12 protein-coding genes and 1 tRNA gene are annotated in these 14,475 nt (G+C 62.4%); 5 read left to right on the top strand and 8 right to left on the bottom strand.

What is annotated here, in order from left to right; all coding sequences use genetic code 11:
- Positions 1-22 precede the first annotated feature (22 nt).
- The 4 genes from AB9K34_RS11240 to dctP are packed head-to-tail and all read right to left on the bottom strand — an operon-like array spanning position 23 to position 3,718.
- A complete protein-coding gene (locus AB9K34_RS11240; protein ID WP_369954517.1) occupies positions 23-892 on the bottom strand; it encodes an oxaloacetate decarboxylase in 870 nt (289 codons plus the stop codon).
- 8 nt (positions 893-900) lie between these two features.
- Positions 901-2,175, bottom strand: a complete 1,275-nt coding sequence (locus AB9K34_RS11245) for a TRAP transporter large permease (protein WP_369954518.1) — start codon at positions 2,173-2,175, stop codon at positions 901-903.
- Entirely contained in the window at positions 2,172-2,669 is a 498-nt protein-coding gene (locus AB9K34_RS11250; RefSeq protein ID WP_369954519.1) for a TRAP transporter small permease, read from the bottom strand. The genes AB9K34_RS11245 and AB9K34_RS11250 overlap by 4 nt, the downstream gene beginning before the upstream one ends.
- Before the next feature lie 56 nt (positions 2,670-2,725).
- The gene (gene dctP / locus AB9K34_RS11255; RefSeq protein ID WP_369954520.1) at positions 2,726-3,718 is read right to left on the bottom strand and encodes a TRAP transporter substrate-binding protein DctP; all 993 of its coding nucleotides are present in this window, start codon (positions 3,716-3,718) and stop codon (positions 2,726-2,728) included.
- Positions 3,719-4,077: 359 nt separating this feature from the next.
- Between dctP and AB9K34_RS11260 the strand changes: the two genes are divergently transcribed.
- From AB9K34_RS11260 to AB9K34_RS11275, 4 genes are read left to right on the top strand one after another with little or no spacing between them, the layout of a single operon-like run.
- Positions 4,078-4,710, top strand: a complete 633-nt coding sequence (locus AB9K34_RS11260) for a paraquat-inducible protein A (RefSeq protein ID WP_369954521.1) — start codon at positions 4,078-4,080, stop codon at positions 4,708-4,710.
- Positions 4,677-5,312 (top strand): paraquat-inducible protein A, encoded by a 636-nt coding sequence (locus AB9K34_RS11265; protein WP_369954522.1) that lies wholly within the window; start codon positions 4,677-4,679, stop codon positions 5,310-5,312. Before AB9K34_RS11260 ends, AB9K34_RS11265 begins: the two co-directional genes overlap by 34 nt.
- Positions 5,309-7,396, top strand: coding sequence for an MlaD family protein (locus AB9K34_RS11270; RefSeq protein ID WP_369954523.1), 2,088 nt, complete (start codon positions 5,309-5,311; stop codon positions 7,394-7,396). The genes AB9K34_RS11265 and AB9K34_RS11270 overlap by 4 nt, the downstream gene beginning before the upstream one ends.
- Positions 7,397-7,403: 7 nt before the next feature.
- Positions 7,404-7,973, top strand: coding sequence for a membrane integrity-associated transporter subunit PqiC (locus AB9K34_RS11275; protein WP_369954524.1), 570 nt, complete (start codon positions 7,404-7,406; stop codon positions 7,971-7,973).
- A gap of 109 nt (positions 7,974-8,082) precedes the next feature.
- Here AB9K34_RS11275 and katG read toward each other — a convergent pair whose 3' ends face one another.
- Complete coding sequence (katG, locus tag AB9K34_RS11280) at positions 8,083-10,257, bottom strand: catalase/peroxidase HPI (RefSeq protein WP_369954525.1); 2,175 nt, start codon at positions 10,255-10,257, stop codon at positions 8,083-8,085.
- A 241-nt stretch (positions 10,258-10,498) separates the two neighbouring features.
- On the opposite strand from katG, the gene AB9K34_RS11285 reads away from it, so the two are divergent.
- Positions 10,499-11,407, top strand: a complete 909-nt coding sequence (locus tag AB9K34_RS11285) for a LysR substrate-binding domain-containing protein (RefSeq protein WP_369954526.1) — start codon at positions 10,499-10,501, stop codon at positions 11,405-11,407.
- A gap of 86 nt (positions 11,408-11,493) precedes the next feature.
- Here AB9K34_RS11285 and AB9K34_RS11290 read toward each other — a convergent pair.
- The 3 genes from AB9K34_RS11290 to glpX form a co-directional block, all read right to left on the bottom strand.
- A tRNA-Glu gene (locus AB9K34_RS11290) sits at positions 11,494-11,568 on the bottom strand.
- A gap of 89 nt (positions 11,569-11,657) precedes the next feature.
- Positions 11,658-13,409 carry a single-stranded-DNA-specific exonuclease RecJ gene (recJ, locus tag AB9K34_RS11295; protein ID WP_369954527.1) on the bottom strand — a complete coding sequence of 584 codons (1,752 nt, stop codon included), beginning with the start codon at positions 13,407-13,409 and terminating at the stop codon, positions 11,658-11,660.
- A gap of 79 nt (positions 13,410-13,488) precedes the next feature.
- Positions 13,489-14,451: a class II fructose-bisphosphatase gene (glpX, locus tag AB9K34_RS11300; RefSeq protein WP_369954529.1), complete on the bottom strand. Its 963-nt coding sequence runs from the start codon at positions 14,449-14,451 to the stop codon at positions 13,489-13,491.
- Positions 14,452-14,475: the final 24 nt, after the last annotated feature.

Genomic DNA, 14,475 nt, shown 5'->3' on the forward strand with positions numbered 1-14,475 from the left:
AAATTGCAACCGTACAGCCGGGTCAGCGCCGATTTGCATAGCGTTGTTCTTCTTCGAAATAGGCATCAAAGCCAATGCGCGTTTTCATGTCGTCAAAGGACATGAGCGTGTCCGGAGCCGGTGTGCCGGTCCTGAATGCCTCAAGGGCTTGTGTCATCGCCTGCATCGCCGCCGCCATCAGTGTCAGCGGATAGGCGGCGATCTTGAAGCCGATCTCTTCGAGTTCGGAAGGGGGCAGGGCCGGGGTCATGCCGCCCTCGACGATGTTGGCCATCTTGGGACCGTCCAGCTCATCGCATATGACGCGCATCTCGTGTTCGTCGCGGGGGGCTTCGACAAACAGGATGTCGGCGCCAAGGCGGCGAAACTCGCGCGCGCGCAAGATGGCTTCGTCAAGTCCATGATCATGGCGGGCATCGGTTCGGGCGAGGATCAGGATATCATGGCCTTCGGCCCGCGCATCGGCGGCGGCGCGGATGCGTTCATAGGCTTCGTCCCGGCTCACCACGCTCTTGCCCGCGGTGTGGCCGCAGCGTTTGGGGGCGACCTGATCTTCGATCATGACGGCGGCGAATCCGGCCTGTGCGAAACCTGCGACGGTGCGTTTGACGTTCAGCGCATTGCCATACCCGGTGTCGCCATCGCCGATGACAGGCATCGACACCGCGTTACAGATATTGCGCCCCTGATCCAGCACTTCGGCATATGACATGAGCCCGGTATCCGGCATCCCGAGGCGCGCGGCGGCCGTGGCAAAGCCCGACATGAAGCTGAGCGGAAACCCCGCCTGTTCGATCAGCTTGGCCGAAAGCGGATCGAAACAACAGGGCATCGTGATCAGACCGGGCTGGGCCAGCAGGTCGCGCAGTTTGTCGGCTTGGGATTGGGGCATGTCGGGCATCACAGTTTGAATGGAATATAGAGGGCGAGATCGGGCCACAGATAGAGCAGGACAACCATCAGCAGCATCAGTGCAAGGAAGGGCAGGGTGCCGCGCGACACATCCGACAGGCTCGACCGGGTGACGGATTGAATGACGTACAGGTTGAGCCCGACCGGCGGCGTGATCAATGCGCATTCGACCATGATGACCATGTAGATGCCGAACCAGATCGGATCGAATCCCATGCCGGTTGCGGCGGGCAGCAGCACCGGCGTCATGATCAGCACCATCGACAGCGCCTCGAACACCAGCCCCATGCACAGCAGGACCAGCGAAACCAGGAGGATCAGCCCGACAGGCGTCGCGATGGCTTCGGAGATCATCAGCGAGATCTCCTGCGGAATGCGATAAAGGGTGATCGCCTTGCCGAAGATCTTTGCGCCCGCGATGATCAGCAGGATCGCCACGGTGGTGGCCATCGAGGCCATCATTGCTTCCCACAGTTTGGCCCAGCTGAGCGAACGCAGCAGGACGCCGGTAATCAGCAGGGCCATCGCAAAGCCGATTGCCGCTGCTTCGGTCGGGGTGAAGGCACCGGAATAGATACCGCCCAGAATGACAGCGGCCAATCCGATCGAGGGCAGCGCGCGCAGGGTTGCGCGGCGCCGTTCGCTCCAGCTTGCGGCGGGGACGGGCGTGTAGTCCTGCAGGAACCGGGCGGACAGGATTGCATAGATGATGAACAGTACGATCAGTCCGAGACCCGGACCGATTCCGGCCATGAACAGCGCGATCACAGATTCCTCGGTGACAAACCCGTAGATGATCAGCGGGATGGACGGCGGGATCAGGATGCCAAGCGTACCGCCGGCAGCAAGCAGTCCATAGACGAACCGCTTGTTATAGCCGCGCGAGATCATCTCGGGAGCGGCGACCGTGCCGATGGTGGCGGCGGTGGCGACGGAACTTCCCGAAATCGCCGCGAAGATGCCGCAGGACAGGATCGTTGCCACGGCCAGCCCGCCCGGCCAGTGCCCGACCCAGGCCTGCACAGCCGCAAAGAGATCACGCCCCACACCTCCCTTGAGCAGCACATTGGACATCAGCAGGAACAGAGGCACGGCGAGCAGGATGAAGCCGTCCATCGTGGACAGGATCGCCTGTGGTGCCATCAGGGGCGAGAACCCCCCGGCGATCAGCATGCCAAGGCCGAGCGCGCCGAGCGCGAAAGCCACCGGCACCCCGATGAGCAATAGCCCGAACAGCGCGACGAGAATTACGGCGACCGTCATTCCTGGCCCTCGGCATGCGTGATGTCATCGCCCTGCCAGATGCGCCAGAGACAGGCCAGACAAGACAGGATCAGGAGCAGGAACCCTGCGGGTATCGAGGCTTCGGGAAGCCAGGCGGGCAGATCCAGCATCGTGCCCGTGGTGCGCCCACGTTCGAAACTGTCGAAAAAGATGCGGTAACCATAGACCAGCACCACCCCCGAAAAGCACAGAATCACCAGCAGCGATGCCACCTCCGCAGCCTGTCGCAACGGGCGCGGCATCTGTGCGGTCAGCGCCGTGACCCGGATATGGCGACCATGGCTCAGCGCCCATCCCATTGCGATGGGGCAGGCCCAGATCAGGCAGAGCTGGCTGAGCTCCGCCGCCCAGATCGTCGGGGCGTTGAAGAAATAACGTGCGACCACCTCATAGGTCAGCAGCACGCCGGTCAGGGTCAGCAGCCCGGCCGCCAGCCACGCCATGGCGGTTTCAATCAGTGTGACGATGCGCATTATCGGTGGTCCTTGGACAGCGGATCGCCCCGCGACATGCGCGGGGCGGCAGGGGCCTAGAATTGCTGGGCGGCGTCCAGCATGGCCTTGCCGGCGTCACCGGTCTTGCCAAGGAAAATCTCGTAGACCGGCTGCGACGCCTGTTTCCACGCGGCCAGTTCCTCTTCGGTCGGGGTGTAGATGGCCATGCCGTTTTCTTCAGCCATGGCATAGGCGCTGGCCTCGATCGAGGCCATCTCGTCACGCACCGCGTTTTCGGCATTGACCGCCGCCGCCGAGATGATCTCGCGATGTTCCGCCGGCAATCCGTTCCACCAGTCGGTATTGGTCACGACGACAAATTCGATATCGGCGTGGTTGGTCACCGTGATCGTATCCATCACCTCCCAGAGCGAGCGCGACTGCACACCCGACACACCGGTCATGCCGATGTCGACGGTGCCGCGTTGATAGGCAAGATATTGTTCCGAGCCGGAAATGATGGTGGGCGCGCCGCCTGCGGCTTCGGTAAAGTCGCCGAGGGTCTTGCCAAACACGCGAACCTTCTTGCCTTCCATGTCTGCCGGAGTCGCGATGGGCCCACCGTTGGAGAGCATGACCGCGCCGCCATAAGCCTGCCACCAGAGGATCGTCGATCCGGTTTCCTTGACCGCTTCATCGATAGGGCCGCGCACCGGGCTGCCGGGGGCGACCGCCTTGCGGACCTTTTCTTCGGTATCGAACAGGAACGGCTGATAGAATATGTCCACCATCGGGATGTCACCGACATAGCGGGTCAGCGACGCGACGCCCGCCTCGATGGCGCCGGAACCGACGGCCTGCGGCACTTCCTTGTCCTTGTAGAGTTGGGCACTGTCATAGATCTCGACGGAAATGTCGCCGTTCGATGTGGCCTCGACCTCTTCCTTGAAGGCCAGCAGATTTTGCCCCAAATGGCTCTTCAGCGGCAGTTGCAGCGAGATCCGCATGGTGGTTTCGGACGCCTGAACAGCCAGCGAACCGGCCATAAGCAACGCCGCCGAGGCAAGCCCGGTTACAAGTGTTTTCATTGTTTCCTCCCTAGATCGTCTGGTATTTCTTGCGGAATCAAGGGCAGATTACAAGCACTTACCTCAAAATCGCATGGACGAATGCGCCTGTCGACGGACTTCGGATCGATATCCGGGGCCAATCTCCGGGCGGAGCGCCGCGCGTGGTGGATCGGTATATAGACGAGTGAAGGCCGGCACCCGCGATACGCAGGGACAGAACCGGACAATCGCCGCTTCGCATCTGCACCCGGCGCATCGAACGATATGTCGAACGCTGCGTTCGGAAGTTTGCCGCCTTTCGATTCATTCACCTCTCTGAGTTGTTGGCTTTGCTTTTTGTGGAAAACACATAGATTAGACGATGAAAGGAACGCGCCGTGAAAGAAACACTCATGGATGTAGACGGGTTGATTGCCTGTCCGGTCTGCGATGCCCTGCATTACGTTGTCGATGTGCCGAACAACGCGCAGGCAAGTTGTCATCGCTGTGAAGAAGTCCTGTTTGCGCCCAAGCCGGACGCGATGACCCGCGTGGTCATGCTTGCCGCCACTGCTCTGATCCTGATGGTCACGGCGGTGTTCTTTCCGTTTCTCGATCTGAGCGCGGGGGGCTTTGAGCAGCACAGTTCGGTGCTGGACGCGATTACCGCCTTTTCCGACGGGCTGCTGCTGCCGCTGTCCTTTGCGGTGGCGGCGCTGATCGTGATCCTGCCGGCGTTGCGGCTCATCGCGATCTTGTATGCGATCGGCCCGATGATGATCGGACACGCCCCGGCGCGTCATGCGACAGCGGCCTTCCGTTTCGCACAGGTTCTGCGGCCATGGTCGATGGCCGAGATTTTCATCGTCGGTGTCGCGGTGGCACTGGTCAAGGTCGGGGGGCTGGCGACGGTGGCGGTCGGCCCGGCGTTCTGGGCCTTTGTTGCGCTGGTGGTGGTTACGACTCTGAATGACACGGTAATGTGCAGGTTGACGATTTGGAAGACGCTAGAAGACCGATCGCGGTATTGACCGCGCGCCGTGCGGGCCTCGTGGCTTGCACCACCTGTTGCAAGGTGCATCACCCCGGCGAGGCGACCTGCCTGCGTTGCGGTTCGTCTTTGCACAGCCGCGACCCGGGCAGCCTGCAACATGTCTGGGCCTGGTGGATTGCCGGGCTGATCATGTACATCCCGGCGAACATCTACCCGATGCTCAGGACCGCGTCGCTGGGACATGAAACCCAGAACACGATCATTGGCGGTGTCTTCGAGCTGATCGCGTACAACTCTTATGGCGTTGCGCTTATCGTGTTCATTGCCTCGGTGATCATTCCGGTCGGCAAGTTCATTGCCATCGCCTTTCTCGCGCTCAGCATCAACCGCGCCAGTATCCTGAGCGCAAAGGCGCGCCTGCACCTGTACGAGGTGGTCGAGTTCATCGGGCGCTGGTCGATGCTGGACGTATTTGTCGTTGCGATCCTGTCGGCCCTTGTACAATTCGAGTTTGTTGCCAATGTGCATCCGGGGATCGCGGCGGTATCATTTGCCTTGTCGGTTGCATTCACGATGCTTTCCGCGCAAAGCTTCGATCCCCGACTGATATGGGACGCGGATGAGGCCGATCCAACATGAGTGAAGACCTGAAACCAGCCGATATGGATGTCACTCCACCCTCGCGCTCGCCGTGGCGCAATCTGTCCTTGGTTTGGGTGGTGCCGGTTCTGGCACTGCTGGTATCGCTGATGGTGGCGTGGAAAGCCTATTCCGATCGCGGCGTGCTGATCGAGATCAGCTTTGAGAACGCTGCCGGGATCAAGGCCGGTGAAACCGCGCTTCGGTATCGCGAGGTCACGATCGGGATGGTGGAAAAGGTCGGCTTCTCTGACGATCTGAAAACGGTCGAGGTGTCCGTGCGCGTTCAGAAAGAGGTGGCGCCGTTCATCAATGAAACTGCACAATTCTGGGTGGTACGGCCCGAAGTTTCTGCCGAGGGCGTTTCTGGCCTGTCGACGGTGCTGAGCGGCGTCTACATCGACAGCAGCTGGGAGAATACCGGCGCGCCGGCCGTAGAATCCTTCGTGGGATTGGAGAGCCGACCGCTGATCGACCTGAACGAAAAGGGCACACGCATTACCCTGCGCGTATCCGGGGGCAAGATAATATCCGGTGGCGTGCCGATCTTTTACCGGGGCATTCGCGTCGGTCGCACCGAGACACCGCGTCTGAACAAGGCCGGCTCGGCGGTTCTGATCGATGCGATGATCGAGGCACCTTATGACAAGTACCTGACGACGGCGACGCGGTTCTGGGACACGTCGGGTTTCGCCGTATCGCTTGGTGCGGCGGGGCTCAAGCTGGATGTGGGCAGCTTTGCAACGCTGATCAGCGGTGGCGTGTCGTTCAACACCTTCTTTTCCGGCGGTGCGCCGGTGAAACCGGGACAGGTCTATGAACTCTACAATGACGAGGATATGGCTCGCGAAAATGCCTTCTCGCGCGTGTCTTCCCGGACATTGACGGTTGCGACGATATTCGAAGAGGGCGTGTCGGGCCTGTCACCGGGGGCGGCGCTGAACTTCAAGGGTCTGAAAATCGGCGAGGTTGACACGCTCTCGGCCTTTGTAAGCGATGACAGCGACACGCCGCAGGTGAACCAGCTGGTCACGTTCAAGGTCGATCCTGACCTGATGGGGCTGCCTGAGGGTGCCACGACGCAAGAGGCGCTCGATTTCATCGGACAGGCGGTCAAAGGGGGCGTGCGGGCACGGCTCAACAAGGCGAGTCTGCTGACGTCGTCGCTGATCGTGGAACTCGTGGAAATCGAAAACGCGGTGCCGGCGGTGTTTGATCGCGAGGCCGAACCCTACCCGATGATCCCGAGCGTGGAAACCGATCTTCCCGACCTGAACGCCACGATGGAAGGCGTGATGGAACGGATAAACGGGCTCAAGATCGAGGAATTGATCGCACGGGCGACCGGCATGATGGCGAGCATCGAGGCCATCGCGTCAAGCGAAAAGGTCCGCGCCGCACCGGGAGAGATTGTCGGGCTCATCGAGGATGCCCGTGCACTGGTCGCCGGTGAAGCCATGCAGGCGCTGCCCGGCGATTTGAGGGGTGTCATCGAGGAACTGCGCAGCACGATTGCCAAGGCCAATACGGAAAACCTGGTTGAGCAACTGGTGGCGACACTGAAACGGGCGGAAGAGGCGGCTGACAGCTTGTACACCGCCGCCGATGACGTGCCCGCTGTGGTCGCGGAACTGCGTCAGGTGGCGGCCAAGGTCGCGGGTCTGAAGGCAGAAGAACTGCTGGATGCGGCGACCGGTTTGATGAACAGCGCAAATGCGCTGATCGACACGGACGGCGCACGGGAATTGCCGCCGGCACTGGCCTCTGCATTGGTCGAGGTCCGGGACCTGCTGGGTGATCTGCGCGAGGGCGATGCGGTCAGCAATGTCAACGTCGCTCTGTCTTCGGCCAAGGATGCCGCGGTATCGGTCGAAACGGCGGTCGCCGGTCTGCCCGGCGTGGTCAACCGGCTGGAAGGAATCGTCACCGAGGCCGAGGCGCTGATCGCCACCTATGGTGCACGGTCCGATTTCAACGCGGAAACCCTTGCCATGCTGCGCGAGGTACGCACCACGGCGCGTAGTATCGCCGCGCTGGTGCGCACGCTTGAGCGTAGCCCTAATTCGATCCTGTTTGGAAAGTGATGCCATAATGACGACTGTATTCAGCCGATTGGCCCTGTGTCTGGCGATGACGCCGCTGCTTGCCGGGTGCGGCGAGACCAATGCCCGCTACCTGCTCGACGCACCATCGCCGGCGCAGCGTGTCGGCGTTCGGGTCAGCACGATCGAGGTGCGTGACGTTCAATTGCCCGACTATGCCTCGGCGTCGGAAATCGTGGTACAGGACGAGGCCGGCGCGCTGTTGCCGCTGTCCAGTGCGATCTGGGCGGACGACCCTGTGCGGGGCATATCGCTGGCCCTGGCGCGCAATCTCGACGCGGCCTCGTCCGCGACGGCAATGACCGAACCCTGGCCCCTGGCGGAACCGCCCGATGCGCGGGTCGATGTGCGGGTCGAGCGCATGGTTGCGCAGTTTGACGGCCAGTTCCGGCTGAGCGGTCAATACGCCATCTCATCGCCGGACCGGGTGGTGCGCGAACGCATCGAGCGGTTCGAGATCCTGCGCCCGATGGCAGATCAGACGCCCACCTCGGTTGCTGCCGCGACAAGTGGTGCCTTGCTGACCTTGTCGGAACAGATCGCGAGTCGCCTGCGCTAGGCTGCGCCGCGGGCACCTGTGGCCACGCGGGCTCGATCTTGTCCGGCGCACCGAACACAACAGGGGCGGCGACATATGATGTCGCCGCCCCTGCTTTTCATGGATCGGATCAGTTCAGGTCGAACCGGTCCGCGTTCATGACCTTGGTCCATGCGGCAACAAAATCATTGACGAATTTCGCCTGATTGTCGTCCTGCGCATAGACCTCGGCATAGGAGCGAAGGATCGAGTTCGAGCCGAACACCAGATCCATCCGCGTTGCCGTCCAGCGGGTCTCGCCGGATTTGCGGTCACGGATTTCATAGAGACCGTTATCGACCGGGATCCACTGATACGCCATGTCGGTCAGGTTCACGAAGAAATCGGGAGTGAGCGCGCCGGGACGGTCGGTGAACACGCCATGCTTGGTTCCGCCGTGGTTGGTATCCATGGCCCGCATGCCGCCGACCAGAACCGTCATCTCGCTTGCGGTCAGGCCCATCAGCTGGGTGCGGTCGAGCATCATCTCTTCCGGGCTCACCACGTAATCGGCCTTCTGCCAGTTGCGATAGCCATCGGCCAGCGGTTCAAGCACGTCAAAGCTTTCGGCGTCGGTCATCTCGTCCGTGGCATCGCCGCGACCGGGTGCAAACGGCACCTTGATCTCGACACCGGCAGCTTTTGCAGCCTGTTCGACACCGACATTACCGGCCAGCACGATGACATCGGCGAGCGAGGCACCGCTCTCTGCCGCGATCGGTTCCAGCACCGACAGGACACGGGTCAGACGCTCGGGCTCGTTGCCTTCCCAGTCCTTTTGCGGCGCAAGACGGATGCGGGCGCCATTCGCACCGCCGCGCATGTCCGAACCGCGATAGGTCCGGGCACTGTCCCAGGCGGTTGAAACCATGTCCGACAGGCTCAGGCCGCTATCGGCAATCTTTGCCTTGAGTGCGTCCACATCGTAATCGGTCGAACCGGCCGGCACCGGATCCATCCAGATCAGGTCTTCCTGAGGTACGTCAGGCCCGATGTAGCGTGCCTTGGGTCCCATGTCGCGGTGGGTCAGCTTGAACCAGGCACGCGCAAAGGTTTCCGAGAAGTAATTCGGATCTTCGCGGAACTTCTGGCAGATCGCATTATAGGCGGGGTCGACCTTCATCGCCATGTCCGCATCGGTCATGATCGGCATGCAGCGGATCGAGGGGTCCTCTACGTCGACCGGCATGTCGGCTTCGTCGATGCTGACGGGTTCCCATTGCCACGCGCCTGCCGGGCTCTTTTTCAGCTCCCACTCGTGATCGAACAGCATGTCGAACCAGCCCATGTCCCATTTGGTCGGATTGGCTGTCCATGCGCCCTCGATGCCTGACACCACTGTGTCGCGGCCAACGCCACGGCCTTTGGTGTTTACCCAGCCGATGCCCTGGTATTCGGGGCCGGCGGCTTCCGGTTCGGGGCTGAGGTTGTCGGCAGAGCCATTACCGTGGCTTTTGCCGATGGTGTGCCCACCGGCGGTCAGCGCGGCGGTTTCCTCGTCGTCCATCGCCATCCGCTTGAAGGTCTCGCGGATCTGCTCCGCAGTCTTTGCCGGGTCCGGCTGGCCGTTGACGCCTTCGGGGTTCACATAGATCAGACCCATCTGGACAGCCGCCAGCGGGTTCTCCATGGTGGCCGGCTCTTCGACATTTTCATAGCGCGCGTCGCTGGGCGCCAGCCATTCCTTCTCGGCGCCCCAGTATACGTCATGCTCGGGATGCCAGATGTCCTCGCGACCAAAGGCAAAGCCGTAGGTCTTCAGCCCCGCGACCTCATAGGCCACGGTACCGGACAGGATGATCAGGTCGGCCCAGGAGAGCTTGTTTCCGTACTTCTTCTTGATCGGCCAGAGCAGACGACGGCCCTTGTCGGTGTTGACGTTGTCAGGCCAGGAGTTCAGCGGCGCGAAACGCTGGTTTCCGGTGCCGCCGCCACCGCGACCATCGGCGAGGCGATACGATCCCGCCGCGTGCCAGGAGACCCGGGCGAACATCCCGACATAGCTGCCCCAGTCGGCAGGCCACCAGTCCTGGCTTTCGGTCATCAGCGCGCGAAGATCAGCCTTGAGCGCCTCGACATCGAGCTTCTTGACCTCTTCGCGATAGTTGAAGTCCGGACCCATCGGATTGGTTTTGGTGTCGTGCTGGTGCAGGATGTCAAGGTTCAGCGCGTTCGGCCACCAATCCATCACCGACTTGCTGCTCTCGGTATTGCTACCGTGCAGAACCGGACATTTGCCCGATGTGTCGATATTGTTTCCGTCCATGTCTTAGCTCCCGTTCTGGCTATCTTAACTGACGTTTCAAAGCAGGCACATCTCACTTGCGAGAGCACGGCACGGCCTCACCGGGCTTGCCATGCAAATCGCAGTTTCATCCGGCCATTGGTAAGGCCGCGGTCCGATTATCGGCTGGTCCTGTGGCATCTCCTGCTTTCTAGAATCGTTATAACAAAGCTCGATGATTTCTATAAGTTGTATTTTTTCATTGTTGCGATAAAATTTTCTTATGAAAAATGTCACGCTCAAACAGTTGCGCTATTTCGAGGCGCTCGCCCGACACAGGCATTTCGGCCGAGCCGCCGAAGCCTGTGCCATCACGCAACCGGCGCTCTCGGTGCAGATCAAGGAACTCGAGCAGGACCTTGGCGCGATTCTCTTCGAGCGCGCCGCGCGGCAGGTCCGGCTGACGACCTTGGGCGAGGCGTTCCTGTTGCGGGTGCAGGACGTGCTGCGCGCGGTCGAGGGGCTGGGCGATCTTGCGCGGGCCTCGCACGCCGGGCTGGTCGGGCGTTTGCGCCTTGGTGTGATCCCCACGATTGCGCCGTACCTCTTGCCGACAATCATCGCCCGCCTGTCCGAGGCACATGGCGAACTGGATGTGTTCGTGCGCGAAACGATGACTCCCAAGCTGGTCCAGGAGCTTCTGGACGGACGTCTGGACGCCGCGATTGTCGCTCTCCCGATTGGTGAACCGTCGCTGGTCGAGACCGAGCTGTTCTCGGAAAACTTCGTGCTGATCCGCCCGAGGGCAGAAGCCGGCAATCCGGTTCCAAAAGGCGAGGAGTTGCGCCGGATGCGCCTTTTGTTGCTGGAAGAGGGGCATTGCTTTCGTGATCAAACCCTGGCGTTCTGCAATATCCAGTCCTCCTTGCCCCGCGACGGGCTGGATGGAAGTTCGCTGTCTACACTGGTTCAGATCGTAGATGCCGGGATGGGAGTCACCTTGATTCCGGAGATGGCCGTGTCGGTCGAAACGCGTGCGGCATCGGTGTCGATTGCCCGCTTTGCCGAACCGCAACCGTCACGGCGCATCGGGATGATCTGGCGCAAGACCAATCCCCTGGGCGAGCAATTGATGCAGGTTGCCGAGATCGTCCGTCAGGCGGGCCGGCATCTTCGCGGCCAGTCCTCTTAACGAAGGGGCGGCCAAATGCCCGGATTTCAGATCCGGGACAGTGCGCTAGCGCCCTGATATTCCTGTCTCTTTTGAGGGAAGGTGGCTGGCAGCCCGTAGGGGAATCGAACCCCTCTTTCCAGGTTGAAAACCTGGCGTCCTAACCGATAGACGAACGGGCCAGCGTTAGTGGGCGTTCATTAGGCAATCGCACGGGGGCACGCAAGAGAAAAAATACCGAAATCGAAAAGAAAGTGGATGAGCGACCGGGTCAGGCGGATCGCGCAGGTGCGACGTCGTCCAGGCGAAGCTGGGGCGTCTTGCGACCGCGCCATTCGTTGATTTCAAGGCGGCCGGCGACGTGGAAACGGGCGCCGCCGTGATCGATCATTGTCTGCCCCAGCGGCGTGTCGAATGCGCCAAAGGAAATCGCATCCAGAGATCCGCCCATGCCATCGCTGAGCGAGAGTTTCAGATGCGATTCACCGACGCGTCGCGCATAGCGCACCTCCAGATCGGGCAGGGCAAAGCGGGGTGCCGCGGCACCGGCGCCGAACGGACCGGCCTGTTCGATCTGCTCGATCAGCTCGATCGTGACCGCCCGGGGCATAAGCACCCCGTCCAGCCGCAGGTCGGCGGGCCCGGCACGGCCCGCACCTTGCCGGGCGAGAAGCTCCGACAGACGCTCCATTGCCTCGGGCAGGCGATCGCGATCAACGGTCAGGCCGGCGGCCATCTTGTGACCGCCTCCCTTGAGCAAGAGACCCTCGGCGGCGAGGCGCTGGATTGCGGCTCCAAGATCGACGCCGGCGACCGACCGGCCCGAGCCCTTGCCCTCGTCGCCATCGAGACCGATCACGATGGCCGGGCGGTTGGCCGCATCCTTGAGCCGGGACGCAACGATTCCGACGACACCGGGGTGCCACCCTTCACCGGCGGCCCAGACCAGCGGCGCGTCCAGACCACGCGCTTCGGCCTGTTCCATCGCGGCCGCCCGCACCGCGCTCTCGATGTCCCGGCGCTCGGTGTTGAGCATGTCGAGCTGTGCTGCCAGTGCCTCGGCTTCGCTGGCCGACCCGGTGGCTAGAAGACGGGCGCCGAGGTCGGCCTTTCCGATCCGTCCACCAGCGTTCACACGGGGTCCGAGCAGAAATCCGAGATGGTAGCTGCTGGGGGCGGACTCCATGCGCGACACATCGCAGAGCGCCACCAGACCCGGCCGCTCGCGGCGGGCCATGACGCTCAGCCCCTGACGCACAAGCGCGCGATTGGCACCGATCAGGGGGGCGACATCGGCGACGGTGGCCAGCGCCACCAGATCCAGAAACTCCATCAGGTCCGGCCCTGCCTTCATCCCGGCCTCGCGCATCTGGCGCGCGGTTTCGACCAGCATCAGGAACACGACACCGGCGGCGCAGAGATATCCCAGCTCTCCGCTTTCATCCTGCCGGTTCGGGTTCACCACGGCGAGCGCGGCGGGCAGGGTTTCGCCGCCGAGGTGATGATCAAGCACGATGACATCCGCGTCGCCGGTCGCCGCAATCGCCTCGTGCGAAAGCGTGCCGCAATCGACGCAGATGATAAGGTCATGTGCGGCGGCGAGCTGTGTCATTGCCGGCACGTTCGGGCCATAACCTTCGTCGATGCGATCCGGGATGTAGAGAGTGGCGGCAAGCCCCATATGCCGCAGCCAGACGATCAGCAGCGCGGCGGAACTTCCGCCATCCACGTCGTAATCGGCGAATATCGCGATGCGCTGGCGTTGACTTACCGCCTCAAGGAACCGGGCAGAGGCCACCTGCATGTCGCGCAGGCTGCGCGGGTCGGGCAGCAGGTCGCGCAGGCGCGGGGACAGGAACGCTTCGGCCTCGGCAGCGGGCACCCCGCGCCGAGTCAGGACCTGACAGACTGCGCGGGGCAGGGCGGTTTCCTGAGCCATCGCGTCGGCTGCGCGCTCGGCGTCGACATCCGGCCCGATCCAGCGGCGTCCGGTGAGCGAGGACTCGATGTCGAGAAATGCCAAGACGAGTCTCTTTCTCCGTTGGCTTGATGAATGACCGGCAGACCCCCGGAGGGGCCGACCGGCAGATTTCGCGGAGCGATCAGACCGGGGTGCGGTATTCCATGCGGCGCACCGAGCCGGTCTTGGAGCGCATCAGCAGGGTCTGGGTGGTGAGCCAGCCGGGCTCGCGCTTGATACCGGCCAGCAAGGTGCCGCCGGTGACGCCGGTCGCGGCAAAGATCACGTCCTGCCGGGCCATCTCGTCACGGGTGTAGATCTTGTCCAGATCGGTGATCCCGGCCTTGGTGGCGCGGGCTTTTTCATCGTCGTTGCGGAACAGCAGGCGACCCTGAATCTGCCCACCCATGCATTTCAGCGCCGCCGCAGCGAGCACACCCTCGGGCGCTCCGCCCTGACCCATATACATGTCGATGCCGGTCTTTCCGGCCTCGGCACAGTGCATGACACCGGCCACGTCCCCGTCGGTGATGAGGCGGATCGACGCGCCGGTGCTGCGCACTTCGGCAATCATCTCTTCGTGACGCGGGCGTTCGAGGATGCAAACCGTAATGTCGGTTGGCGAACAGCCCTTTTCCGTCGCCAGCGCCGAAACCCGTGTGGCCGGCGGCATGTCGAGCGACACCAGTCCCTCGGAATAGCCCGGACCGATGGCCAGCTTGTCCATATACACGTCAGGTGCGTGCAGCATCGAGCCGCGCGGTCCCATCGCGATCACCGTCAGCGCATTCGGCATGTCCTTGGCCGTGAGCGTGGTGCCTTCCAGCGGATCGAGCGCGATGTCGACGCCCGGACCGTTGCCGGTTCCGACCTCTTCGCCGATATAGAGCATTGGCGCCTCATCCCGCTCACCTTCCCCGATGACCACGACGCCGGCAATATCCAGCAGGTTCAACTGCTCGCGCATGGCGTTGACGGCTGCCTGGTCGGCGGCTTTCTCATCACCGCGACCAATCAGCGACGCAGACGCGAGCGCGGCCTGTTCGGCAACACGGGCGAGGCCCAACGACAGCATGCGATCGTGGAATTCATTGGTTTCGGTCATGGAAGGCTCCTGTTTCGGGCGGTG

This window comes from Sedimentitalea sp. XS_ASV28 (assembly GCF_041224545.1).
In the GTDB taxonomy this organism is placed as follows: Bacteria; Pseudomonadota; Alphaproteobacteria; order Rhodobacterales; family Rhodobacteraceae; genus Sedimentitalea.

Coding starts and splice junctions, on each gene's coding strand:
- katG (WP_369954525.1), bottom strand. CDS start 10,257: ATGGACGGAAACAATATCGACACATCGGGCAAATGTCCGGTTCTGCAC.
- AB9K34_RS11270 (WP_369954523.1), top strand. CDS start 5,309: ATGAGTGAAGACCTGAAACCAGCCGATATGGATGTCACTCCACCCTCG.
- dctP (WP_369954520.1), bottom strand. CDS start 3,718: ATGAAAACACTTGTAACCGGGCTTGCCTCGGCGGCGTTGCTTATGGCC.
- AB9K34_RS11250 (WP_369954519.1), bottom strand. CDS start 2,669: ATGCGCATCGTCACACTGATTGAAACCGCCATGGCGTGGCTGGCGGCC.
- AB9K34_RS11240 (WP_369954517.1), bottom strand. CDS start 892: ATGCCCCAATCCCAAGCCGACAAACTGCGCGACCTGCTGGCCCAGCCC.
- AB9K34_RS11285 (WP_369954526.1), top strand. CDS start 10,499: ATGAAAAATGTCACGCTCAAACAGTTGCGCTATTTCGAGGCGCTCGCC.
- AB9K34_RS11275 (WP_369954524.1), top strand. CDS start 7,404: ATGACGACTGTATTCAGCCGATTGGCCCTGTGTCTGGCGATGACGCCG.
- glpX (WP_369954529.1), bottom strand. CDS start 14,451: ATGACCGAAACCAATGAATTCCACGATCGCATGCTGTCGTTGGGCCTC.
- AB9K34_RS11245 (WP_369954518.1), bottom strand. CDS start 2,175: ATGACGGTCGCCGTAATTCTCGTCGCGCTGTTCGGGCTATTGCTCATC.